The sequence below is a fragment of the Aquaspirillum sp. LM1 genome, from assembly GCF_002002905.1.
Taxonomy (GTDB): domain Bacteria; phylum Pseudomonadota; class Gammaproteobacteria; order Burkholderiales; family Aquaspirillaceae; genus Rivihabitans.
On sequence record NZ_CP019509.1, the window covers coordinates 233,153 to 255,106 of the forward strand.

Consider the following 21,954-nt stretch of genomic DNA (forward strand, 5'->3'; position numbering starts at 1 on the left):
GAGAGGATTGAAAATGCAAAGCCAGAAAATCCGCATCCGTCTGAAGGCGTTTGACTACAACCTGATCGACCGTTCCGCACAAGAGATCGTTGACACCGCCAAGCGTACCGGCGCCGTGGTCAAGGGTCCGGTGCCGCTGCCGACCAAGATCGAGCGCTATGACGTGCTGCGTTCCCCGCACGTCAACAAGACTTCGCGTGACCAGTTTGAGATCCGCACCCACCTGCGCCTGATGGACATCGTCGATCCGACCGATAAAACGGTTGATGCGCTGATGAAGCTGGACCTCCCGGCAGGCGTGGATGTCGAGATCAAGCTGCAATAAGCTGCAATAAAACGACACTAGATGGCTTATATGGCGGTAAGTACTTGCGGTCATTGAAAAATCTGTGTTAGATTCGCGGGCTCATCTGATGGTGAGCCCGTTTTTTGTTATTGTCGGTCAATCGTAACCGGCACCTGATAAAGGAAATAACGATGAGTTTAGGTCTTGTCGGTCGCAAAGTCGGCATGACCCGCGTCTTTGCCGAGGATGGTGCAACCATCCCGGTAACGGTGCTGGACATGTCGAACAATCGCGTCACGCAAATCAAAACCGCCGAAACCGACGGCTACAATGCCGTCCAAATCACCTTCGGTTCGCGTAAAGCCAACCGTGTGAACAAGGCTGAGGCCGGTCACTTTGCCAAAGCCGGTGTTGAAGCCGGTCGTGGTCTGCACGAATTCCTGCTGGACGCCGCCAAGTTGGGCGAGCTGAAGGCTGGCGATGCAATCACCGTCGAAGTGTTCCAGGTCGGTCAGCTGGTCGATGTGACCGGCACCAGCCAGGGTAAAGGCTTCGCCGGCGCGATCAAGCGTCACAACTTCTCCTCGAACCGCGCCTCCCACGGTAACTCCGTGTCGCACCGTTCCCCTGGTTCCATTGGTATGGCCCAGGATCCGGGTCGCGTGTTTCCGGGCAAGCGCATGGCCGGTCAGCTTGGTAACGTCAAGAGCACCGTGCAGAGCCTGGAAGTCGTCCGCATCGATGTTGAACGTCAACTGCTGCTGGTCAAAGGTGCCGTTCCGGGCGCCAAGGGCGGTGATGTGGTCGTTCGTCCGGCAGTGAAGGCAGGTGCGTGATGGAACTGAAAGTAATCAATCAGCAAGGTCAGGCCGTTGAAAGCCTGCAAGCGTCCGACACCCTGTTTGGCCGCGAATACAACGAAGCGCTGGTTCACCAGGTGGTGACCGCCTATCTGGCCAATGCCCGTAGCGGCAACCGTGCCCAGAAGGGCCGCAGCGAAGTGGCCAAGTCCACCCGCAAGCCGTGGCGTCAAAAGGGTACGGGCCGTGCTCGTGCCGGTATGGCGTCCAGCCCGATCTGGCGTGGGGGCGGCAAGATCTTCCCGAACAGCCCGGAAGAAAACTTCGGCCAAAAAGTGAACCGCAAGATGTTCCGTGCAGGTGTGTCGGCCATCCTGTCGCAACTCGTGCGTGACGAGCGTCTGGTCGTGGTGGATTCCATCACGGTGGATAGCCCGAAGACCAAGGAATTCGCTGCCAAGGTGAAAGCCCTGGGCCTGGAACAGGCTCTGGTGATCACCAAGGAACTGGACGAAAACCTGTACCTGTCTTCGCGCAACCTGACCAACGTGCTGGTGATCGAAGCCGCTCAAGCTGACCCGTACAGCCTGGTGCGTTTCAAGAAGATCGTCATCACCCGTGACGCGGTGAAGCAACTCGAGGAGCAATGGGCATGAACCAGGAACGTCTGATGCAAGTAATCCTTGCTCCGGTTGTCTCCGAGAAAAGCACCCTCGTCGCAGACAAAAACGAGCAAGTTGTTTTCAAGGTGGCCACTGACGCGACCAAGCCGGAAGTGAAAGCTGCCGTCGAGCTGCTGTTCAACGTCAAAGTGGACAGCGTGCAAATCCTGAACGTGAAGGGTAAGGTCAAGCGTTTCGGTCGTTTCATCGGCCGTCGCAGCGACTGGAAAAAGGCTTATGTTTGCCTGACCCCGGGCCAGGAAATCGACTTTTCCGCCGCGCAGTAAGGGAGACAGAACATGGCATTAGTGAAAGTTAAACCGACGTCTCCGGGTCGCCGTGCGGTCGTCAAGGTTGTTACGCCGGACCTGCACAAGGGCGCTCCGTACGCTCCGCTGCTGGAAAAGCAAATCCAGAATGCTGGCCGTAATAACAACGGTCACATCACCACCCGCCACAAGGGCGGTGGTCACAAGCATCACTACCGTGTTGTTGACTTCCGTCGCAACAAGGATGGCATTGCTGCCAAGGTCGAACGCATCGAATACGATCCGAACCGTACCGCGCACATTGCCCTGCTGTGCTACGCCGATGGCGAACGTCGCTACATCATCGCCCCGAAGGGCGTGAAGGCCGGCGCTGTGCTGCTGTCTGGCTCGGAAGCCCCGATCAAGGCCGGTAACTGCCTGCCGCTGCGCAACATCCCGGTGGGTACCACCATCCACTGCATCGAGATGCAGCCGGGCAAGGGTGCGCAAATCGCCCGTTCCGCTGGCGCTTCCGTGCAGCTGCTGGCTCGCGAAGGCACTTACGCCCAGCTGCGTCTGCGCTCCGGTGAAATCCGCCGCGTGCACGTTGACTGCCGCGCGACCGTGGGTGAAGTGGGTAACGAAGAGCATCAGCTCGAATCGATCGGCAAAGCTGGCGCCAAACGCTGGAAGGGTATTCGCCCGACCGTGCGTGGTGTGGCGATGAACCCGGTGGATCACCCGCATGGTGGTGGTGAAGGCAAGACCGCTGCCGGTCGCGATCCGGTCAGCCCGTGGGGCACGCCGGCCAAGGGTTACCGCACCCGTCGCAACAAGCGTACGAACAATATGATCGTGCGCCGTCGCTATTCGAATAAAGGGTAATTGACAATGGCACGTTCGATTAAAAAGGGCCCGTTCGTTGACCTGCATCTGATCAAGAAGGTCGATGCGGCCCGTGCAACGAGCGACAAGCGCCCGATCAAGACCTGGTCCCGTCGCTCCACCGTGTTGCCCGAGTTTGTTGGTTTTACCATTGCCGTGCATAACGGCAAGACCCATGTGCCGGTGTATGTCACCGAAAACATGGTGGGCCACAAGCTGGGTGAATTTTCCCTGACTCGCACCTTCAAAGGCCACGCGGCTGACAAGAAGGCCAAACGGTAAGGTGATGCGATGAGAGTTTCTGCTGTTTTGAAAAACGCTCGCCTGTCGGCACAAAAGTGCCGTCTGGTGGCGGATCAAGTCCGTGGCCTGCCGGTTGACGCTGCGTTGAATATTCTGACGTTCAGCCCGAAAAAAGGCGCTGGTCTGCTGAAAAAAGTGCTGGAAAGCGCCATTGCCAATGCCGAGCACAACGAAGGTGCTGACATCGACACCCTGAAGGTGACGACGGTTTACGTGGACAAGGGCCCGAGCCTGAAGCGTTTCACTGCCCGTGCCAAGGGTCGTGGTAACCGCATCGAGAAGCAAACCTGCCATATCACGCTGACCGTGGGCAACTAAGGACAAGAACATGGGACAGAAGATTGATCCGCGGGGCTTTCGCCTCTGCGTAAACAAAAACTGGTCTTCCAAGTGGTTTGCCAATAGCCAGAACTTTGCCGGCATGCTGAAGGAAGACATCGAAGTGCGCGACTTCCTGAAAAAGAAGTTGAGCCATGCTTCGGTAAGCCGTGTGGTCATTGAGCGCCCGGCCAAAAGTGCCCGCATCACCATTCACAGCGCCCGTCCGGGTGTGGTGATTGGCAAGAAGGGTGAAGACATCGAGCTGCTGAAGCAGGAACTGGCCCGCCGCATGGGTGTGCCGGTGCATGTCAGCATCGAAGAAGTCCGCAAGCCGGAAATCGATGCGCAAATCATCGCTGACGGCATTGCCGCTCAGCTGGAAAAGCGCGTGATGTTCCGTCGCGCCATGAAGCGTGCCATGCAAAACGCCATGCGCATGGGTGCCCAGGGCATCAAGATCATGAGCTCGGGCCGTCTGAACGGTATTGAAATTGCCCGTAGCGAATGGTATCGCGAAGGTCGTGTGCCGCTGCACACCCTGCGTGCCGACGTTGACTACGCCACCTCTGAAGCCAAGACCACCTACGGGATCATCGGCATCAAGGTATGGGTGTACAAGGGTGAGGTGAAGCCGGGCCAGGTACAGGCCGAGCCGGTGCAACCTGAGAAGAAATCGAGAAAGGCAGGGGCGCGTCATGCTGCAACCAACTAGACTCAAGTACCGTAAACAGCAAAAAGGCCGTAACACCGGCGTGGCCACCCGTGGCAACAAGGTGAGCTTCGGTGACTTTGGTCTGAAAGCTGTGGGTCGTGGTCGTCTGACCGCCCGTCAGATCGAAGCAGCCCGTCGTGCGATGACCCGTCACATCAAGCGTGGCGGCAAGATCTGGATCCGCGTGTTCCCGGACAAGCCGATTTCGTCCAAGCCTGCCGAAGTCCGTATGGGTAACGGTAAGGGTAGCCCGGAATACTACGTGGCTGAAATTCAGCCGGGTAAGGTGCTGTACGAAATGGATGGTGTGGCTGAAGAGTTGGCGCGTGAAGCCTTCCGCCTGGCCGCTGCCAAGCTGCCGATCCCCACCACGTTTGTCGTGAGACAGGTAGGTCAATGATGAAAGCGTCTGAACTGAGAGCCAAGTCGGTCGATGAGCTCAAGTCCGAACTGCTGAGCCTGTTGAAGGCCCAGTTCGGTCTGCGCATGCAGATCGCGACCCAACAGCTGGCCAAGACCAGCGAGTTTAAGAAGGTGCGTCGTGACATTGCTCGCGTTCGTACCGTATTGCATGAAAAGGCAGCTTGATATGAGCGAAACCGCGAAAATCGTCCGTACGCTGACCGGCAAGGTGGTTAGCGACAAAATGGATAAGACCGTTGTCGTGCTGGTTGAGCGCAAAGTCAAGCACCCAATCTATGGCAAGGTGATCCGTCTGTCGAAGAAGTTTCACGCCCATGACGAGAAAAACGAGTTCGGTATTGGTGACACGGTGGTGATTGCCGAGTCCCGTCCGCTCTCGAAGACCAAGACCTGGGTAGTTTCGGCGTTGGTGGAAAAGGCACGTCAGGTGTAATGCCTGTTGCAGAGGACGCCAGTCCTCTGTATAATGCCGTTTTTTCAATCGCCAATTTTTCTGGCGACTTACCCGTACGGGTTCCAAAACTGGCCGTTTGATGCGCCGCACCGTCAGTGTGCGGCGCTTCACCAAATTTTGGTGAACGAGACGGGTTAAGTTGGAAAGGTAAAATTCATGATTCAAATGCAGACCATGCTGGAGGTCGCAGACAACACTGGTGCGCGTCAGGTTATGTGCATCAAGGTTCTCGGTGGCTCCAAGCGTCGCTACGCATCTGTGGGCGACATCATCAAGGTGAGCATCAAAGATGCTGCGCCGCGTGGCCGTGTCAAAAAGGGCGACGTGTACAATGCCGTGGTGGTTCGCACCGCCAAGGGTGTGCGCCGTCCTGATGGCTCGCTGATTAAGTTCGACGGCAATGCCGCCGTGCTGCTGAACAACAAGCTCGAGCCGATCGGTACCCGTATTTTTGGGCCGGTAACCCGTGAGCTGCGTACCGAGCGCTTCATGAAGATCGTTTCGCTCGCGCCGGAAGTGCTGTAAGGAGAGGCCCAGCATGCAAAAGATTCGCAAAGGTGACGACGTGATTGTTCTCACCGGCAAAGATAAAGGCAAGCGTGGTACCGTACTGCGCGTCCTCGAAGGCAAATTGGTCGTCGAAGGCGTCAATGTGGTGAAGAAACACCAGAAGCCGAACCCGATCAAGGGCGTTCAGGGCGGTGTTGTCGAAAAAACCATGCCGATTGATGTTTCCAACGTGGCTCTGTTCAACCCGGCAACGCAAAAGGCCGATCGTGTTGGCTTCAAGCTGCTGGAAGATGGCCGCAAGGTTCGCGTGTTCAAATCGAACGGCGAAGTTGTCGGTGCTTAAGGAGTGAACATGGCACGTCTGCACGATTACTACACGAGCACCGTGGTGCCGGATCTGGTCAAACAGTTCGGTTACCAATCGGTCATGGAAGTTCCGCGTATTGAAAAGATCACCCTGAACATGGGCGTGGGCGAAGCAGTCGCGGACAAAAAAGTTCTTGAACACGCCGTGGGCGACATGCAGAAGATCGCAGGTCAGAAGCCTGTGGTGACCACTGCACGCAAATCGATCGCTGGCTTCAAGATTCGTGATGGCTACCCGATCGGCTGCAAGGTGACCCTGCGCCGCGAACGCATGTACGAATTCCTGGACCGTCTGATCACCATCGCCCTGCCGCGCGTGCGCGACTTCCGTGGTATCAACGGCAAGTCCTTCGACGGTCGCGGTAACTACAACATGGGTGTGCGTGAGCAAATCATTTTCCCGGAAATCGAGTACGACAAGATCGATGCGCTGCGCGGGATGAACATCACCATCACCACTACTGCGAAAACTGACGAAGAAGCCCGCGCGCTGCTGGCTGCGTTCAAGTTCCCGTTCAAGGGTTAAGAAAATGGCAAAACTCGCACTGATCAACCGCGAAGAAAAGCGGGCCAAGCTGGTCGCCAAGTACGCGGCCAAGCGTGAACAGTTGATGGCCGTCATCAACAACGCCAGCCTGTCCGACGAAGAGCGCTTTGCTGCCCGTCTTCAGCTGCAACAGCTGCCGCGCAATGCCAGCCCGGTACGCCAGCGTAACCGCTGCGCCCTGACCGGTCGTCCGCGTGGCGTATTCCGCAAGTTCGGCTTGGGCCGTAACAAGCTCCGTGAAATTGCGATGCGTGGTGAAATTCCGGGCATCGTAAAAGCCAGCTGGTAATAGGAGAATAAACTATGAGCATGCATGATCCTATTTCCGATATGCTGACCCGCATCCGTAACGCTCAGCGCGCTGACAAGACCGCAGTTTCCATGCCGTCGTCCAAGCTGAAGGTTGCGATTGCCCAAGTATTGAAAGACGAAGGTTACGTCGAAGAATTCGCTGTCCGCGAAGTGGACAACAAGCCGGTGCTCGACATCCAGCTGAAGTACTACGCTGGTCGCCCGGTCATTGAGCGCATCGAACGTGTTTCCCGTCCTGGCCTGCGTATTTACAAGGGCTCCAGCGACATTCCTAAGGTGATGAACGGTCTTGGCGTTGCCATCGTTTCCACCTCCAAGGGTGTCATGACTGATCGCAAGGCACGCGCAGCCGGTATCGGCGGCGAACTGCTGTGCATCGTGGCGTAAGGGGAGGAAACAATGTCTCGCGTCGCTAAAAACCCGGTCGTTCTGCCTGCTGGTGTTGAAGCCAAGTTTTCCGCTACCGACCTGACCGTCAAAGGTTCGTTGGGCTCCATCTCCCTGCCGTTGAGCAGCGAAGTGGAAATCAAGCTGGAAGACAATGCTCTGACCTTTGCAGCCAAGAACGAAAGCAAGTTTGCCCGTTCCATGTCCGGCACCCTGCGTGCCCTGGTCAACAACATGGTGATTGGCGTGTCCAAGGGCTTCGAGAAGAAGTTGAACCTGGTTGGCGTGGGCTATCGTGCCCAGGCCCAGGGCGATACGCTCAACCTGACTCTTGGCTTCTCCCACCCGGTTGCCCACCCGATGCCGGCTGGCGTCAAGGTGGAAACCCCGACCCAAACCGAAATCCTGCTCAAGGGTGTCGACAAGCAAAAAGTGGGTCAGGTTGCTGCCGAGATCCGTGCTTACCGTTCGCCTGAGCCTTACAAGGGCAAGGGTGTGCGTTACGCCGACGAAGTGGTGGTTTTGAAAGAAACCAAGAAGAAATAACTGAGGCCCAGTCATGGATAAGAAAGAAGCTCGACTCCGTCGTGCACGTAAAACCCGTGCCAAGATTGCGGAGCTCAAAGTGGCACGCCTTAGCGTGCATCGCAGCAACTGCCACATTTACGCTCAGATCATTGACGAGACTGGCAGCAAAGTGCTGGCCAGCGCTTCCACCCTCGAAGTTGAAGTGCGCAAAGAGCTGACCAACGGCGGCAATGCCAAAGCTGCTGCCTTGGTGGGTCAACGCATCGCCGAGAAGGCCAAGGCCGCCGGCATCGAGAAAGTCGCGTTCGATCGTTCCGGTTTCCACTACCATGGCCGCGTCAAGGCTCTGGCAGAAGCCGCACGCGAGCACGGTCTCGTATTCTAATTCGGAGTGAATAATGGCTAAGCACGAAATCGAAGAACGCGGCGACGGCCTCATCGAGAAGATGATTGGTGTGAACCGTGTGACCAAAGTGGTCAAGGGCGGTCGCATCATGGCTTTCTCCGCGCTGACCGTGGTCGGCGATGGCGATGGCGGCATCGGCATGGGCAAGGGCAAATCCAAGGAAGTGCCGGTTGCTGTGCAAAAGGCAATGGAAGAAGCCCGTCGCAAGATGGTCAAGGTTCCGCTCAAGAACGGCACCCTGCACCACGCCGTGACCGGCAAGCACGGTGCTACCACCGTGTTCATGCAACCGGCAGCTGAAGGTACCGGCATCATCGCTGGCGGCCCGATGCGCGCTGTGTTCGATGCCCTGGGTGTCAAGAACGTGTCGGCCAAGTGCCACGGTTCGACCAACCCGTACAACATCGTTCGCGCCACGCTGGACGGTCTGTCCAAGATGTACACGCCGGGCGACATTGCCGCCAAGCGCGGCAAGACCGTGGCGGAAATCCTTGGAGTCGAAGAATGAGCGACAACAAAACCGTCAAAGTAACCCTGGTGAAGAGCCTGATTGGCCGTCTGGAATCGCACAAGGCCTGCGCACGCGGCCTGGGGCTGAAGAAGATTCGCCAGTCTGTCGAAGTGATCGACACCCCTGAAAATCGCGGCATGATCAACAAGATCAGCTACCTGTTGAAGTGCGAGGGTTAACCATGCAACTCAATACCATCAAGCCGGGCGCTGGTGCCAAGCACGCCAAGCGTCGCGTCGGTCGCGGCATTGGCAGTGGCCTGGGCAAGACCGCTGGCCGTGGTCACAAAGGCCAGAAGTCCCGCTCCGGTGGCTTCCACAAAGTGGGCTTCGAAGGCGGTCAAATGCCGCTGCATCGCCGCCTGCCCAAGCGCGGTTTCAAGTCGCTGACCAAGCACCTGACCGTGGAAGTGCGTCTGGACGAGCTGAACAAGCTGCCGGTCGATGAAATCGATCTGCTGACCCTGGCACAGGCTGGCCTGCTGCCGAACGGCGCCAAGGCTGCCAAAGTCATTGCGTCGGGTACCGTGGAACGTGCGCTCACTTTGCGTGGCATTTCGGCAACTGCCGGTGCCCGCGCTGCGGTGGAAGCCGCAGGTGGCCGTTTCGCTGAATAAGGCGCGATTAAGTGGCCACTCCTTCTCTAGCCGCGAACACCAACAAGTTTGGTGATCTGAAGCAGCGCATCTGGTTTTTGGTAGGTGCGTTGATCGTTTACCGTATCGGTGCGCACATTCCGGTTCCGGGGATCAATCCGGTCGAGCTAGCGAAGTTGTTCCAGTCGTCGCAGACGGGCCTCCTCGACATGTTCAACATGTTTTCGGGTGGGGCCCTGTCCCGGTTTACGGTGTTTGCCATCGGCATCATGCCGTACATCTCGGCTTCGATCATCCTGCAGCTGGCTGGCGAAGTGATTCCCAGCCTGAAGCAGCTGAAAAAAGAAGGTGACGCGGGACGCCGGAAGATTACCCAGTACACACGGTACGCCACCGTGCTGCTGGCAACCTTCCAAAGCTTCGGTATTGCCGTGATGTTGTTCAAGCAGCCCAATCTGGTGGTGGTCAGCTCGCCGTTCGAGTTCTACCTCACCACCGTGGTCACCCTGGTGACCGGCACCATGTTCCTGATGTGGTTGGGTGAACAGATTACCGAACGGGGTATTGGCAATGGTATTTCCCTGATCATCTGCGCGGGGATTGCCGCAGGGGTGCCGTCGGCTATCGGCAAGACGCTGACGCTGACTTCACAGGGCAGTCTGCCCATCCTGCTGGTGATTGCGCTGTTTATTGGGGTGGTTGCCGTGACGTATCTGGTCGTGTTCGTCGAACGCGGTCAGCGCAAGGTGCTGGTGAACTATGCCAAGCGCCAGGTGGGCAATCGGGTGATGCAGGGGCAGAGTACCCATCTGCCGTTGAAGCTGAACATGGCCGGGGTCATCCCGCCGATTTTTGCTTCCAGTATCATTCTGTTCCCTGCCACGGTGGTGGGATGGTTTGGTAACACAGAAGGGCTGGGCTGGCTGAAATCCATCAGCGATTCCCTGCATCCGGGGCAACCCGTGTATGTGCTGCTGTACGCGGCAGCAATCGTTTTCTTCTGCTATTTCTACACCGCTTTGGTGTTCAATCCGAAGGAAACAGCTGACAACCTGAAAAAGAGCGGTGCGTTTATCCCAGGCATTCGGCCGGGTGAACAAACCTCACGCTATATCGAGCGGATCATCATGCGTCTGACGCTGATCGGTGCTGTGTACATCGGCCTGGTCTGTCTGATGCCTGAGTTCCTGATCCTGAAGTGGAATGTGCCGTTCTACTTTGGGGGCACATCGCTCCTGATTATTGTTGTCGTTACCATGGACTTCATGGCGCAAGTGCAATCGTATGTGATGTCCCATCAGTACGAAAGCCTGCTCAAGAAGGCAAACTTCAAGAATAGCGGCCTGATGTCGCGCTAACCGGATCAGGCAAAGTAAGATGGCTAAAGAAGATACGATCCAGATGCAAGGTGAAATCCTGGAAACGTTGCCGAATGCAACGTTCCGGGTAAAGCTCGAGAACGGGCACGTGGTGCTGGGCCACATCTCCGGCAAGATGCGCATGCACTATATCCGCATCCTGCCTGGCGACAAGGTAACAGTGGAACTGACCCCGTACGATCTGAGCCGCGCCAGAATCGTGTTCCGTGCCAAGTAAATCTGGCACCCAGTTCTTTTGAAAGGAAAATCATGAGAGTTCAGCCGTCGGTAAAGAAAATTTGCCGTAACTGCAAGATCATCCGTCGCAATCGCATCGTTCGCGTGATCTGCACGGATCCGCGGCACAAGCAAAAGCAGGGCTGATTTGTTGCCCGTGCGATTGCGTGCTAGAATCGCCAACTTTTTAGATTTGAGGATAATGTATGGCCCGTATTGCTGGGGTAAACATTCCTAATCATCAGCATACCGTGATTGGCCTGCAAGCCATCTACGGTATCGGCCAAACCCGCGCCAAGGCTATTTGCGTAGCTGCTGGCGTTGCCGAATCGACCAAGGTCAAAGACCTGACCGATGCTGAAATGGAAAATCTGCGTGACCAGGTCGGTCAGTTCACTGTTGAAGGTGATCTGCGCCGTGAAGTTACGATGAACATCAAGCGCTTGATGGATCTGGGCTGCTACCGCGGCCTGCGCCATCGTCGCGGCCTGCCGTGCCGTGGTCAGCGTACTCGCACTAACGCCCGTACCCGTAAGGGCCCGCGTAAAGCGATTGCTGGCAAGAAGTAATTCGTAAGGATAGATAATGGCTAAAGCAAACACAGTGCGTGTACGCAAAAAAGTGAAGAAGAGCGTATCCGAAGGGATCGTTCACGTTCACGCGTCCTTTAATAACACCATCATCACCATCACCGATCGTCAAGGGAATGCTTTGTCTTGGGCTACCTCCGGCGGTGCTGGTTTTAAAGGTTCGCGCAAAAGTACACCTTTCGCTGCTCAGGTAGCTGCGGAAGCCGCTGGTAAAGTTGCCCAAGAATATGGCGTTAAGAATCTTGAAGTGCGCATCAAGGGCCCCGGCCCGGGCCGTGAATCGGCTGTGCGTGCATTGAACTCGCTGGGTTTCAAGATTACCAGCATCTCCGATGTGACGCCGGTTCCGCACAACGGTTGCCGGCCTCCCAAGAAACGTCGCATCTAATCAGGAGAGAGAGTCAACATGGCACGTTACATCGGCCCGAAATGTAAACTCGCGCGTCGCGAGGGCACCGATCTGTTTCTGAAGAGCGCACGTCGCTCGCTGGACAGCAAGTGCAAGCTGGATACCCGTCCGGGCCAGCATGGCGCAAAAAACACCCGTGTGTCGGACTATGGCGTCCAACTGCGCGAAAAGCAAAAAATCCGCCGTATCTACGGTGTGCTGGAGCGTCAGTTCCGCAAGTACTTTGCTGAAGCAGCCCGTCGCAAGGGCTCCACGGGTGAAAACCTGCTGCAAATTCTTGAGTCCCGCCTGGATAACGTCGTGTATCGCATGGGCTTTGGCTCCACCCGCGCGGAAGCCCGCCAGCTGGTGAGCCACAAGGCTCTGAGCGTGAACGGCCAGGTCGTGAACATTCCGTCGTACCAGGTCAAGGCTGGCGATGTGGTGGCGGTGCGTGAAAAATCCAAAAAGCAGGTTCGCATCCAGGAAGCACTGGTGCTGGCCGAGCAAATTGGCTTCCCGGCTTGGGTTTCGATTGATGCCAAAAAGATGGAAGGCGTCTTCAAGTCCGCTCCGGAACGTACCGATCTGTCTAGCGATATCAACGAGCAACTCGTCGTTGAGTTCTACTCCAAGTAATCGCTAGCCAACAAGGAAACACTATGCAAAACAGCGCTTCGGAATTTCTCAAACCGCGTCTGATCGACGTGCAGCCGGTTTCGGCTACGCAAGCGCGAGTCACCATGGAGCCGTTCGAGCGTGGCTATGCCCATACCCTGGGTAATGCGCTGCGCCGCATCCTGCTGTCGTCCATGCCGGGTTTTGCGCCGACCGAAGTGTCTATCGCTGGCGTTTTGCATGAATACTCCGCGCTCGACGGCGTTCGGGAAGATGTTGTTGACATCCTCCTGAACCTGAAGGGCGTGGTGCTCAAACTTCATGGTCGCGACAGTGTGCTGCTTACCCTGAAAAAAGAGGGTGAGGGCCCTGTGCTGGCCGGCGATATCGAGCTGCCGCATGATGTCGAAGTGGTGAATCCGGATCATCCGATTTGCCATCTCGCCGCCAACGGCAAGATCGAAATGGAGATCAAGGTTGAGAAAGGGCGGGGCTATCAACCGGTAGCAACGCGCGTCAACCAGGATGATAACCGCACCATTGGCAACATTCTGCTGGATGCCTCGTTCAGCCCGGTCTACCGTGTCAGCTTCACGGTGGAAAATGCTCGTGTTGAGCAACGGACTGATCTTGACCGTCTGGTGATGGACATCGAAACCAATGGCGTGATCGAGCCGGAAGAAGCGGTGCGCGCTGCCGCGCGTATCCTGATGGATCAGTTGTCCATCTTCGCCGATCTCCAGGGCACTGCTGTCGAAGTGGAAGAAGTCCGCGCTCCGCAGGTCGATCCGATTCTGCTGCGTCCGGTGGACGACCTTGAGCTGACTGTCCGCTCTGCCAACTGCCTGAAGGCAGAAAACATCTATTACATCGGCGATCTGATTCAGCGCACCGAGACCGAGTTGCTCAAGACCCCGAACCTGGGTCGCAAGTCGCTCAATGAAATCAAGGAAGTATTGGCTTCCAAGGGTCTGACGCTGGGCATGAAGCTGGAAAACTGGCCGCCGGCAGGGCTGGACAAGCAGCCGTAAGCGGTGTGTGACAAAAGGATAAAGACATGCGTCATCGTTTAAGCAATCGTAAACTCAATCGCACGACGAGCCATCGTCTGGCGATGCTCCGCAATATGGCGAACTCGCTGCTGCGTCACGAAGCCATCGTGACCACGCTGCCGAAAGCCAAGGAACTGCGCCGTGTCGCAGAACCGCTGATCACCCTGGGCAAGAAGCCGTCGCTGGCTAACCGTCGCCTGGCCTTTGACCGTACGCGTGACCGTGAAATCGTGGTCAAGCTGTTTGACGTGCTCGGCCCGCGCTACGCAACCCGTAACGGTGGCTACCTGCGCATTCTGAAGTACGGTTTCCGCAAGGGCGACAACGCACCGATGGCACTGGTTGAACTGGTTGACCGTCCGGACGTTGAAGCTGTGGAACTGGCTGACGAAGCCGAAGCATAATTGGTCTGCTGTTGGGATCAATGCCACAAAACCCCGCCTTGGCGGGGTTTTGTTTTATCTGGCCCAATCCCGTTGGTATTTATGTCTGGATGAGCAATTCGACTTGCATTTTGACTAAAATATATCGAAATCAGCAGGGAAACTGGGTAAGATAGCTTGAAGATATATCGTAGTTTTACGTATTGCTCTCTAGGTGTGCTCCTCACAAAGCGGGGCCTGGGCTGCTGAGGGAGTGTGAACAGGAATTGACATGAAATCTTGGCTTGTTTTTGCTTGCTTGCTGAGCCTGAGCGCCGTCAGCCTGGGGGCAGAGCGTCTGGACGAGATCAAGGCGCGCGGTGAACTGCGCGTGTGCATCTGGCCAGAGTATTACGGTATTTCGTTTCGCAACGTCAAATCAGGCGCAGTGGCCGGGGTGGATGCCGATATGGCGCGTGACCTGGCCGCTCACCTGGGCGTGCCACTGAGTTTTGTCGATAGTCACTTTGCCCGGCTCAAGGATGATTTGCTGCACAACCAGTGCGATGTGGGCATGTTTGCCGTGGCGATTACTCCCGCCCGGCAGGCAGTGATGGCGTTTACCCAACCGCATATGTTCAGCGATGTGTACGCCGTTACCAGCCGCACCAACAGTGCTATCCAGCGCTGGCAGGACATCGACCGGCCTGGCCGGGTGGTGGCGGTGGCGGCTGGCACCTATCACGAGCCGCTGATGCGCGAACGCCTGCAGTACGCCAAATTGCTGGTGGTGTCGCCGCCGGCCACCCGCGAAGGCGAGGTGGAGTCTGGCCGGGCTGATGTGTTCATGTCGGATTACCCATTTACCCGGCGCATGGTCAAGGACCACGACTGGGTGCGCATCATTGCCCCGCCCAAGCCGTTTTATCTGGTGAACTACGCTTATGCCATCGCCCCTGGTCAGGGGCGATGGCTGGCCACGCTGAACCAGTTCATCCAGAACCAGCAGCGTTCTGGCCGGTTGCGCCAGCTGGCGCAGCGCTACGATCTTCAATTGATTGTCAGGGATAGCCGGTGATTTTGTCTGACTTTTCCTGGAATGCACGCTGGCAAATCCCGGCCACCCTGTGGCGCTCCAATACCCTGCTGTATGTCCTGGTTGGTGCCTTTGCACTGGCCGGTGCCATCTTGCTTGGCCTGAATGTCGCGCGCAGTTACCAGCAAACCCTGGAACTGCATTCCCGCCAGCTGGATGTTGGTGCCATGGTCACCGAAGACTATCTGTCGCAAACCCTGGAACAAACCCGGCTGTTGCTGCTGGATCGCGCCAGTCAGTGGCAGCAGTTGCCCGAGTCGGCCCGGCAGGGGGCACCCGCGCAGACACTCTTGCAGGCCGGTTTACAGGGCATGTCCCATGTGCGCAGCGTTTCGCTGGTGGACGCGCAGGGCGTGGTGCGCGCCAGTTCCGAACCGGGCAATCTGGGCCAGCTGTTGCCGGAAGCGCCACAGCGCGGGGCACTGATATGGTTGTCACAAGCGTATCCTGGGCGTGACCTGACCGAAGCCGGTCATCCGCAAATCAACGATGCGCCGGGGTTTGTGCTGGCCGCCTTGCCCTTGGATATCCAGGGGGGCCACTGGTGGGCGGTGGCTACCTTATCACCGGAAACCTTCCGCAATTATTTTTCCCGCCTGGAGCCGCTGGCTGATGCCCGGCTGGAAGTGTATCGCTATGACGGCGTGCCGCTGTTTGCCTATGGCTCAGGGCACTGGCTGACGTCGATTGAGCGGCAGGAGCGCTTCAGCGTACAACTGGCCGACCGTGAAATTGGCCCGGCAGTTGAACGTTTGCGCAACAGTACGCCAATGATGGAAAGCTATCGGGCGGCCAGACGCATGCCGCTGGTGGTGATGTTAAGCCAGAACAAAGCCCAGATGCTGCAGGACTGGCGGCAGGATCTGGAACTCTTGCTGTGGATTTTTACCCCGCTGCTGGCTGGACTGGCGTCGGCTACGCTGGTGATGGTGCGTCAGCGCATCAGTGCCGCCAAGGTGCTGGAGCAGCGTAGCATGGCGGAAATTAGCCGCTTGTCACAACTGATCGACAGTTTGCCCGATGCCGTGGTGGTGCTGGGGCGCGGTGGGTTTCCGCTACATGGCAACCCGGTGTGGCAACGCTTTGCCGGAGGGCTGAATCCGCACGACAGCCTGCCGTCCCTGTACCGTGCCCGCGCTGGCGATCGCCCGGTGACCGAAGCCTGGCTGGGCAAGCTGGCCAGGGTTCTGCAGGGCGAGGCCGAACTGCAGGAAGAAGAGCTCAGCCTGTTTGACGCGCAGGGCCAGCCCCGGATCTATCAGCTGACCCTGCAGCGTCTGGCAGGCGCATCTGACGCAATGGTGCTGGTGCAGCATGACCTGACCGACAGCCATGCCCGCGCCAACAAACTGCGCTATCTGTCCAGCCACGATGAATTGACCGGGCTATACAACCGGGCCTGCTTCAATGAACTGCTGGGCCAGGCACTGGAAAGCCAGGCCTTGCCGCTGGCGGTGCTGTTTATTGATCTGGACCACTTCAAGGAAATCAATGACACCCATGGCCATCAGGTCGGCGATGCGATTCTGGTGGAAGCCGCCCGCCGCTTGCAGGAGGTGGTGCGCGCTACTGATATTGTCGGGCGCTATGGTGGCGATGAGTTTGTGATTGTGCTGGGCGCGCCGGCCTTGCCTGCCCTGGCCGAGCGGGTGGCACACCGGCTGAATCAGCAACTGAATACGCCATTTGAAATCAATGGTCAGCGCTATCTGCTATCGGCCAGCATTGGCATTGCCCATGCGCCAGCGCATGGCCGCACCCTGCAGGCGCTGGTGGCAGCAGCAGACGAGGCGATGTATCAAAGCAAGGCGGCGGGCCGCAACCGGGCTACCTGCTATACCCCGCCGCCCTTGCCGTATTGAGTGCATCTGCAAGGGCTGGCGGCGGGGGGCGCAGTGCACGCCTCCCCGTCGCCAGTAGCCTTCCTGAGGTGATCCGCGCTGCTTAACCCGCTGCGCTGGCACCCTGCTGACGCTGATGGCGGATCGACGACCACACCGACAGCACAATCAGCGCAATGCCAATCAGGCCGGTGAGCAGCTCCGGAATATGCCACTTCATCGACGCCAACATGATCAGCGCCAGCGCACCGATGGCGTAGTGGGCACCGTGTTCCAGAAACACATACTCGTCCAGCGTGCCTTTTTCCACCAGATAGATGGTGATCGAACGGACAAACATGGCACCAATGCCCAGGCCGGCCATGATGATGACGATATCCTTGGTAATGGCAAATGCGCCAATCACCCCGTCAAACGAGAACGACGCATCCAGCACTTCCAGGTACAGGAAAGCCCCCAGCCCGCCCCGGCGCACCGCCTGGCCGCTGTTGTCCTGGTCGTTCTGTTCCAGTAGTGCCGCCACGCAATCCACCAACAGATAGGTCAGAATCCCCCATACCCCGGCCAGCAGCACGACAAACTGATGGCTGCTTTCCACCAGCTGCAGCGTGCCCATCAGCGTCAGCAGCGCCACCAGCACGCTGATGGCATCAATCCGTCCCAGCCCGCCCAGCCGGCTTTCCAGCCAGTGAAACCAGTGGGTTTCTTTTTCATCGTCAAAAAAGTAGTTCAGGAACACCAGCAGCAGAAACATGCCACCAAATGCCGAGACTTCGGCATGGTGGGCGGTCAGCTTGGCGGCGTATTCGTTGGGCTGTTCCAGCGCCATGCGCACCACGTCGGTCATGCCGATATCGGCGGCCATCGACACAATCAGGATCGGGAACACCAGGCGCATGCCAAACACGGCAATCAGAATGCCGATGGTCAGGAACATCACCCGCCAGAAGTGGTTCATGGTTTTCAACACACCGGCGTTGACTACCGCATTGTCAAACGACAGCGACACTTCCATGGCGGCCAGCACGGCCGCCAGGGTGACTGCTGCCATGGCACCGCTTACCCCATTAAGGTGAAAGCCCCACACACCCACCAGGGCCAGCGCCATCGCGGTGAATACCAGAGAAAACGTAAAATGCTTCATCGTCATGCTGCGCAACATCCGTGAGGATGGGCAAAACCCGCTGAACTGGGCTGGCCGCTGCCTGATGCGCCAATTCCTTTCTCGGTGGCCAAATCATTAAAGTGCCAGGGTTGACCTGGGGCGCTGCGTTGCAGCATGCCCTGGCGGAATCTCCCGGAACCCGATTAGACCCCGACATAGGCCGCTGCCTGGCGGACAAGTTCAATCCCGTCGGCGCAATCGGGCCATCAGCAGGGCCAGTGCACATAGCAGCAGCACCGGGCTATCACCCCAGATCAGGTAGGGCGTGCTGCCCAGCCGGGTTTCCACCTGGGCGCGCAGACCGCCAACGGTAAAATCGGCCAGACGGGCCTGGATACTGCCATCCGGGCGCACAATGGCGGTGGCACCCGTGTTGGTGGCGCGCAACATCGGGCGCCCGGTTTCCAGCGCCCGCGCCTGTGAGAGCTGCAAATGCTGGTCGGCGGCGTTGGAATGGCCAAACCAGGCCAGATTGCTCAGGTTGACCAGCACCGATGCCTGCAGCGCCCCCATGCGCAGTCCTTCGCCAAAGCTGTCTTCGTAGCAGATATTGAACGCCACCTTGTGCCCGGCCAATTGCATGGGAGCCTGCTGGCTGCCGCCCGAGGTAAAGCCGGCCAGCGGCATGTTCATGTAGCGGTACACCCAGCCGGTCAGCCACGGCAGTGGCACAAATTCGCCAAACGGCACCAGATGATCCTTGCCGTACACCGGTTGCGCCGAGGTCAGCGCCAGCGCCGCGTTGTAATACACCTCGGGTTGGCCTGGATGCTGGTAAGGAATGCCAGTTACCAGCTCGCTGCCCTGGGCACGGGCGATGTGGCCCAGGGCAGGCAAAATACCGGCTGGCACCTGTTCGGCAAACATTGGAATGGCGGTTTCCGGCAGAATCACCAGCTTGGCCGGGTATTGGCGCAACAGGGCGTGGTAGGTGTCCAGGGTGTGGGCAAAGGCTTCTGGCTGCCATTTCATCTGCTGGGGAATATTGCCTTGCAGCAGGGCCACGTCGAGCTTGCCGGCGGGCTGGGTCCAGCTCACCGGCTTGAGCGCTGCGCCGCCCAGCCAGGCCAAGAGCAGCACTGCCAGCGCCCGGCGCGGCAAGCCATGGCGCAGCGTCTGCGCCAGCATGACCGCGCTGAATGCGGTCAGCACACTGAGCAGATACACCCCACCCAGCGGCGTCCAGCCGGCCAGCGGGCTGTCTGGTACCTGGCTATAGCCAATATTGCCCCACGGAAAGCCGGTCATCACCCAGCCGCGCAGCCACTCGCCCAGCGTCCACGCCGCTGGCAAGGTCCACAGCGCATGGCGTGGCCCCAGCCGATGGGCCAGGCCCAGCGCCAGCGCCGGATACAGGCATAAATACGCCGGCAGCAGCAGGGTCATTGGCCCGGCCAGCCAGGCCGGCATGCCGGCGATATCGTGCAGGCTGAGATAAATCCAGTAGAAATTGGCGGTATACGCTGCCAGCCCCCACCATGCGCCCAGTTTGGCCGCATCGCGGCTGCGGCCTTGCTGCTGGCTCAGGGCAAACAGCACGGCCAGCAGCAGCGGCATCAGCCAGAACAGCCGGTAGGGGGCAAAGCACAGCACGCTGAGCGCGCCACTGAGCACGGCCAGCGCAGTCTGGCCGTGACGGGAGGCAGGGAGAAAGGTCATGCGTCGCCAGGCAGCAGGGAAAGCGGGTCGGGCAGGCGTTCCACCAGCAGCGAGTGAATCCGCCGGCTGTCGGCGCGAATCACCTGAAACCGCAGGCCCGCGTGCTGGATGCTTTCGCCGCGCTTGGGCAGGTGGCCAAAGCGTGACACCACCAGCCCGCCAATGGTGTCGTATTCGTCGTCAGACAATTCACAGCCCAGCGCTTCGTTGAAGTCGGTGATCTCCGTCAGCGCCTTGACCCGGTAACGGCCCTGGCGCTCGGGGATGATATTGCTCTCGGTTTCGTCGAAGTCGTATTCGTCCTCGATGTCGCCGACAATCTGCTCGATCACGTCTTCGATGGTGACCAGCCCGGCAATCCCGCTGTATTCGTCCACCACAATGGCCATGTGGTTGCGCGTGCTGCGAAACTCCTTGAGCAGCACGTTCAGCCGTTTGGACTCGGGCACAAACACTGCCGGGCGCAGGCTGTCGCGCAGGTCGAATGCTTCCGGGTCGGCAAAGTAGCGCAGCAGGTCTTTGGCCAGCAGAATGCCCAGCACATCGTCCTTGTCGCGGCCAATCACCGGAAAGCGGGAGTGGGCGGTATCCAGCACAAAGGGCAGGAAGGTGGTCACCGAGTCGCTGACCCGGATCACGTCCATCTGGCTGCGGGGAATCATGATGTCGCGCACCGATAATTCGCCAACCTGCAGCACGCCTTCAATCATGCCCAGCGCGTCGGCGTCGAGCAGGTTGCGTTCAAAGGCTGCGTGCAGCAGTTCAATCAGTTCTTCCCGGTCTTCCGGTTCGCGCATCAACAGCGCGGACAGGCGCTCCAGCCAGGTGGGTTTACTACCAGCATCGTCCATAGGGGTTCAGTCAGCCGCCTCAGCATAAGGATTGGCATATCCTAACCTTGCCAGGATGGCGGTTTCAAGCGCTTCCATGCATTCGGCTTCGGCATCGTCAGCATGATCGTAGCCACGCAGATGCAATACGCCATGCACGGTCAGGTGCGCATAATGTGCGGCCAGGGTCTTGTTTTGTTCTGCCGCTTCAGCGGCCACCACCGGGGCGCACAGCACAATATCGCCAAACAGCGGCAGATTGGCCAGGGTTTCCTCGCCTTCGTTCAGGGCAAAGCTCAGCACATTGGTGGCGCTGTCCTTGCCGCGATAGTCGTGGTTCAGGCTGCGGCCTTCGGCCTCATCGACCACGCGCAGGCCAATTTGCGCCACGCGCGGACCACAGCGCAGGGCGGCGGCTACCCAGTGGGCAAATTGCTCGGCATTGGGCAGGCCCACTGGCGAAACAGCAAAATGGACGTCCAGCTCCAGTTGACGCGGGGCGGGACGCAGACGGGTTTTAGCGATTTTCATGAGAAGATTCCGGGCTGGCAGCTTGCCAGCGGTCGTAGGCGTCGACGATTTTTTGCACCAGCGGGTGGCGCACCACATCGTCGCTCTGGAAATGATGGAAACAGATGCCGCGCACCTCAGACAGGATTTTTTCCACTTCGATCAGGCCGCTTTTCTGGTGGCGGGCCAGGTCGATCTGAGTCACGTCGCCGGTAATCACCGCCCTGGAGCCAAAGCCAATGCGGGTCAGGAACATTTTCATCTGTTCCGGCGTGGTGTTTTGCGCTTCATCCAGAATAATAAAGGCATGGTTCAGCGTGCGCCCGCGCATATACGCCAGCGGGGCGATTTCAATCAGGTTTTTTTCAAACAGCTTGGCCACCCGGTCAAAGCCCATCAGGTCGTACAGCGCGTCGTACAGCGGACGCAGGTACGGGTCTACCTTCTGTGCCAGATCACCGGGCAAGAAGCCCAGCTTTTCGCCGGCTTCCACCGCCGGGCGCACCAGCACAATGCGCTTGACCGCGTCACGCTCCATGGCATCCACCGCGCTGGCCACCGCCAGATAGGTTTTACCGGTGCCCGCCGGGCCGATGCCAAAGGTGATGTCGTGATTCTGGATGGCGCTCAGATAATGGTTTTGCCGGGGCGTGCGTCCGCGCAGGTCGCCGCGCCGGGTCATCAGCACCGGTACGCCTGCCTCCACCGCTTCGGGCGGGGCGCGCTGGAACTCGACCAGCCCAAGCTGGATGTCTTCCACTTCCAGCGGCTGATGCTCGGCGCGCAGGTAAAACATCTCCAGCGCGGTCACTGCGTCGGCGGCGCGGGCACCGAGCACCTTGAAGCCTTCGCCGCGCCGGGCAATGCTGACTTCCAGCGCGGTTTCAATCTGCTTGAGGTTCTCGTCCAGCGGGCCGCACAGGTTTTGCAGGCGGGCGTTGTCCACCGGGGTGAACTGGATGCGTTGGCTTAATGACATGATGGCTTTCGTG

36 protein-coding genes are annotated in these 21,954 nt (G+C 58.5%); 31 read left to right on the plus strand and 5 right to left on the minus strand.

All coding sequences use genetic code 11. From position 1 onward, the window contains the following. Positions 1 to 13 precede the first annotated feature (13 nt). The 31 genes from rpsJ (at position 14) to BXU06_RS01140 (ending at position 16,819) form a co-directional block, all read left to right on the plus strand. Positions 14 to 325 carry a 30S ribosomal protein S10 gene (gene rpsJ, locus BXU06_RS00990; protein ID WP_077296092.1) on the plus strand — a complete coding sequence of 104 codons (312 nt, stop codon included), beginning with the start codon at positions 14 to 16 and terminating at the stop codon, positions 323 to 325. Between the two features lie 152 nt (positions 326 to 477). Next, positions 478 to 1,122, plus strand: a complete 645-nt coding sequence (rplC, locus tag BXU06_RS00995; protein ID WP_077296093.1) for a 50S ribosomal protein L3 — start codon at positions 478 to 480, stop codon at positions 1,120 to 1,122. Then, positions 1,122 to 1,742 (plus strand): 50S ribosomal protein L4, encoded by a 621-nt coding sequence (rplD, locus tag BXU06_RS01000; RefSeq protein ID WP_077296094.1) that lies wholly within the window; start codon positions 1,122 to 1,124, stop codon positions 1,740 to 1,742. Before rplC ends, rplD begins: the two co-directional genes overlap by 1 nt. After that, positions 1,733 to 2,035 carry a 50S ribosomal protein L23 gene (gene rplW, locus BXU06_RS01005; RefSeq protein WP_216352518.1) on the plus strand — a complete coding sequence of 101 codons (303 nt, stop codon included), beginning with the start codon at positions 1,733 to 1,735 and terminating at the stop codon, positions 2,033 to 2,035. The genes rplD and rplW overlap by 10 nt, the downstream gene beginning before the upstream one ends. A gap of 12 nt (positions 2,036 to 2,047) precedes the next feature. After that, a complete protein-coding gene (rplB, locus tag BXU06_RS01010; RefSeq protein WP_077296096.1) occupies positions 2,048 to 2,881 on the plus strand; it encodes a 50S ribosomal protein L2 in 834 nt (277 codons plus the stop codon). A gap of 6 nt (positions 2,882 to 2,887) precedes the next feature. Continuing rightward, entirely contained in the window at positions 2,888 to 3,163 is a 276-nt protein-coding gene (gene rpsS / locus BXU06_RS01015; RefSeq protein ID WP_077296097.1) for a 30S ribosomal protein S19, read from the plus strand. 9 nt (positions 3,164 to 3,172) lie between these two features. After that, positions 3,173 to 3,502, plus strand: a complete 330-nt coding sequence (gene rplV / locus BXU06_RS01020) for a 50S ribosomal protein L22 (RefSeq protein ID WP_077296098.1) — start codon at positions 3,173 to 3,175, stop codon at positions 3,500 to 3,502. A 10-nt stretch (positions 3,503 to 3,512) separates the two neighbouring features. Then, positions 3,513 to 4,217, plus strand: coding sequence for a 30S ribosomal protein S3 (gene rpsC, locus BXU06_RS01025; protein ID WP_077296099.1), 705 nt, complete (start codon positions 3,513 to 3,515; stop codon positions 4,215 to 4,217). Then, positions 4,201 to 4,617, plus strand: a complete 417-nt coding sequence (gene rplP, locus BXU06_RS01030) for a 50S ribosomal protein L16 (RefSeq protein ID WP_077296100.1) — start codon at positions 4,201 to 4,203, stop codon at positions 4,615 to 4,617. Before rpsC ends, rplP begins: the two co-directional genes overlap by 17 nt. After that, positions 4,617 to 4,805 (plus strand): 50S ribosomal protein L29, encoded by a 189-nt coding sequence (rpmC, locus tag BXU06_RS01035; RefSeq protein ID WP_077302535.1) that lies wholly within the window; start codon positions 4,617 to 4,619, stop codon positions 4,803 to 4,805. Before rplP ends, rpmC begins: the two co-directional genes overlap by 1 nt. Position 4,806: 1 nt before the next feature. Then, on the plus strand, positions 4,807 to 5,073 hold the full coding sequence (gene rpsQ / locus BXU06_RS01040; RefSeq protein WP_077296101.1) for a 30S ribosomal protein S17: 267 nt from the start codon (positions 4,807 to 4,809) through the stop codon (positions 5,071 to 5,073). 177 nt (positions 5,074 to 5,250) lie between these two features. Beyond that, a complete protein-coding gene (gene rplN / locus BXU06_RS01045; RefSeq protein ID WP_077296102.1) occupies positions 5,251 to 5,619 on the plus strand; it encodes a 50S ribosomal protein L14 in 369 nt (122 codons plus the stop codon). 13 nt (positions 5,620 to 5,632) lie between these two features. After that, positions 5,633 to 5,947, plus strand: a complete 315-nt coding sequence (gene rplX / locus BXU06_RS01050; protein WP_077296103.1) for a 50S ribosomal protein L24 — start codon at positions 5,633 to 5,635, stop codon at positions 5,945 to 5,947. A 9-nt stretch (positions 5,948 to 5,956) separates the two neighbouring features. Continuing rightward, positions 5,957 to 6,496 (plus strand): 50S ribosomal protein L5, encoded by a 540-nt coding sequence (gene rplE, locus BXU06_RS01055; RefSeq protein WP_077296104.1) that lies wholly within the window; start codon positions 5,957 to 5,959, stop codon positions 6,494 to 6,496. A gap of 4 nt (positions 6,497 to 6,500) precedes the next feature. Further along, on the plus strand, positions 6,501 to 6,806 hold the full coding sequence (gene rpsN / locus BXU06_RS01060; RefSeq protein WP_077296105.1) for a 30S ribosomal protein S14: 306 nt from the start codon (positions 6,501 to 6,503) through the stop codon (positions 6,804 to 6,806). A gap of 14 nt (positions 6,807 to 6,820) precedes the next feature. Further along, the gene (gene rpsH / locus BXU06_RS01065) at positions 6,821 to 7,216 is read left to right on the plus strand and encodes a 30S ribosomal protein S8 (protein WP_077296106.1); all 396 of its coding nucleotides are present in this window, start codon (positions 6,821 to 6,823) and stop codon (positions 7,214 to 7,216) included. A gap of 12 nt (positions 7,217 to 7,228) precedes the next feature. Continuing rightward, on the plus strand, positions 7,229 to 7,762 hold the full coding sequence (gene rplF / locus BXU06_RS01070; RefSeq protein WP_077296107.1) for a 50S ribosomal protein L6: 534 nt from the start codon (positions 7,229 to 7,231) through the stop codon (positions 7,760 to 7,762). 13 nt (positions 7,763 to 7,775) lie between these two features. Continuing rightward, positions 7,776 to 8,129 carry a 50S ribosomal protein L18 gene (rplR, locus tag BXU06_RS01075; protein WP_077296108.1) on the plus strand — a complete coding sequence of 118 codons (354 nt, stop codon included), beginning with the start codon at positions 7,776 to 7,778 and terminating at the stop codon, positions 8,127 to 8,129. Positions 8,130 to 8,142: 13 nt separating this feature from the next. Further along, positions 8,143 to 8,658, plus strand: coding sequence for a 30S ribosomal protein S5 (rpsE, locus tag BXU06_RS01080; RefSeq protein ID WP_077296109.1), 516 nt, complete (start codon positions 8,143 to 8,145; stop codon positions 8,656 to 8,658). Next, the gene (gene rpmD, locus BXU06_RS01085) at positions 8,655 to 8,840 is read left to right on the plus strand and encodes a 50S ribosomal protein L30 (protein ID WP_077296110.1); all 186 of its coding nucleotides are present in this window, start codon (positions 8,655 to 8,657) and stop codon (positions 8,838 to 8,840) included. Before rpsE ends, rpmD begins: the two co-directional genes overlap by 4 nt. Positions 8,841 to 8,842: 2 nt before the next feature. Beyond that, positions 8,843 to 9,277 carry a 50S ribosomal protein L15 gene (gene rplO, locus BXU06_RS01090; protein WP_077296111.1) on the plus strand — a complete coding sequence of 145 codons (435 nt, stop codon included), beginning with the start codon at positions 8,843 to 8,845 and terminating at the stop codon, positions 9,275 to 9,277. Positions 9,278 to 9,288: 11 nt separating this feature from the next. Continuing rightward, entirely contained in the window at positions 9,289 to 10,614 is a 1,326-nt protein-coding gene (secY, locus tag BXU06_RS01095) for a preprotein translocase subunit SecY (RefSeq protein WP_077296112.1), read from the plus strand. Positions 10,615 to 10,633: 19 nt separating this feature from the next. Continuing rightward, positions 10,634 to 10,852, plus strand: coding sequence for a translation initiation factor IF-1 (gene infA, locus BXU06_RS01100; RefSeq protein ID WP_077296113.1), 219 nt, complete (start codon positions 10,634 to 10,636; stop codon positions 10,850 to 10,852). 32 nt (positions 10,853 to 10,884) lie between these two features. Continuing rightward, complete coding sequence (gene rpmJ / locus BXU06_RS01105; RefSeq protein WP_077296114.1) at positions 10,885 to 10,998, plus strand: 50S ribosomal protein L36; 114 nt, start codon at positions 10,885 to 10,887, stop codon at positions 10,996 to 10,998. A gap of 59 nt (positions 10,999 to 11,057) precedes the next feature. After that, entirely contained in the window at positions 11,058 to 11,420 is a 363-nt protein-coding gene (gene rpsM, locus BXU06_RS01110; protein WP_077296115.1) for a 30S ribosomal protein S13, read from the plus strand. A 16-nt stretch (positions 11,421 to 11,436) separates the two neighbouring features. Then, entirely contained in the window at positions 11,437 to 11,829 is a 393-nt protein-coding gene (gene rpsK, locus BXU06_RS01115) for a 30S ribosomal protein S11 (RefSeq protein ID WP_077296116.1), read from the plus strand. An 18-nt stretch (positions 11,830 to 11,847) separates the two neighbouring features. Beyond that, complete coding sequence (gene rpsD / locus BXU06_RS01120) at positions 11,848 to 12,468, plus strand: 30S ribosomal protein S4 (RefSeq protein WP_077296117.1); 621 nt, start codon at positions 11,848 to 11,850, stop codon at positions 12,466 to 12,468. 23 nt (positions 12,469 to 12,491) lie between these two features. Next, a complete protein-coding gene (locus tag BXU06_RS01125) occupies positions 12,492 to 13,478 on the plus strand; it encodes a DNA-directed RNA polymerase subunit alpha (protein WP_077296118.1) in 987 nt (328 codons plus the stop codon). Positions 13,479 to 13,504: 26 nt separating this feature from the next. After that, positions 13,505 to 13,903 carry a 50S ribosomal protein L17 gene (rplQ, locus tag BXU06_RS01130; protein WP_077296119.1) on the plus strand — a complete coding sequence of 133 codons (399 nt, stop codon included), beginning with the start codon at positions 13,505 to 13,507 and terminating at the stop codon, positions 13,901 to 13,903. A gap of 250 nt (positions 13,904 to 14,153) precedes the next feature. Then, entirely contained in the window at positions 14,154 to 14,939 is a 786-nt protein-coding gene (locus BXU06_RS01135; RefSeq protein WP_077296120.1) for an ABC transporter substrate-binding protein, read from the plus strand. Further along, the gene (locus BXU06_RS01140) at positions 14,936 to 16,819 is read left to right on the plus strand and encodes a diguanylate cyclase domain-containing protein (protein ID WP_077296121.1); all 1,884 of its coding nucleotides are present in this window, start codon (positions 14,936 to 14,938) and stop codon (positions 16,817 to 16,819) included. Before BXU06_RS01135 ends, BXU06_RS01140 begins: the two co-directional genes overlap by 4 nt. Positions 16,820 to 16,901: 82 nt before the next feature. On the opposite strand, the gene BXU06_RS01145 is transcribed toward BXU06_RS01140, so the two are convergent. The 5 genes from BXU06_RS01145 to BXU06_RS01165 all read right to left on the minus strand — a co-directional run bounded on the left by BXU06_RS01145 (position 16,902) and on the right by BXU06_RS01165 (position 21,941). Next, the gene (locus tag BXU06_RS01145) at positions 16,902 to 17,948 is read right to left on the minus strand and encodes a DUF475 domain-containing protein (protein ID WP_216352519.1); all 1,047 of its coding nucleotides are present in this window, start codon (positions 17,946 to 17,948) and stop codon (positions 16,902 to 16,904) included. Positions 17,949 to 18,143: 195 nt separating this feature from the next. Next, complete coding sequence (gene lnt, locus BXU06_RS01150; RefSeq protein ID WP_077296122.1) at positions 18,144 to 19,622, minus strand: apolipoprotein N-acyltransferase; 1,479 nt, start codon at positions 19,620 to 19,622, stop codon at positions 18,144 to 18,146. Next, positions 19,619 to 20,473: an HlyC/CorC family transporter gene (locus tag BXU06_RS01155; RefSeq protein WP_077296123.1), complete on the minus strand. Its 855-nt coding sequence runs from the start codon at positions 20,471 to 20,473 to the stop codon at positions 19,619 to 19,621. The genes lnt and BXU06_RS01155 overlap by 4 nt, the downstream gene beginning before the upstream one ends. Before the next feature lie 6 nt (positions 20,474 to 20,479). Beyond that, positions 20,480 to 20,983 (minus strand): rRNA maturation RNase YbeY, encoded by a 504-nt coding sequence (ybeY, locus tag BXU06_RS01160; RefSeq protein ID WP_077296124.1) that lies wholly within the window; start codon positions 20,981 to 20,983, stop codon positions 20,480 to 20,482. Next, positions 20,970 to 21,941, minus strand: a complete 972-nt coding sequence (locus tag BXU06_RS01165) for a PhoH family protein (RefSeq protein ID WP_077296125.1) — start codon at positions 21,939 to 21,941, stop codon at positions 20,970 to 20,972. Before BXU06_RS01165 ends, ybeY begins: the two co-directional genes overlap by 14 nt. Between the last annotated feature and the right edge of the window lie 13 nt (positions 21,942 to 21,954).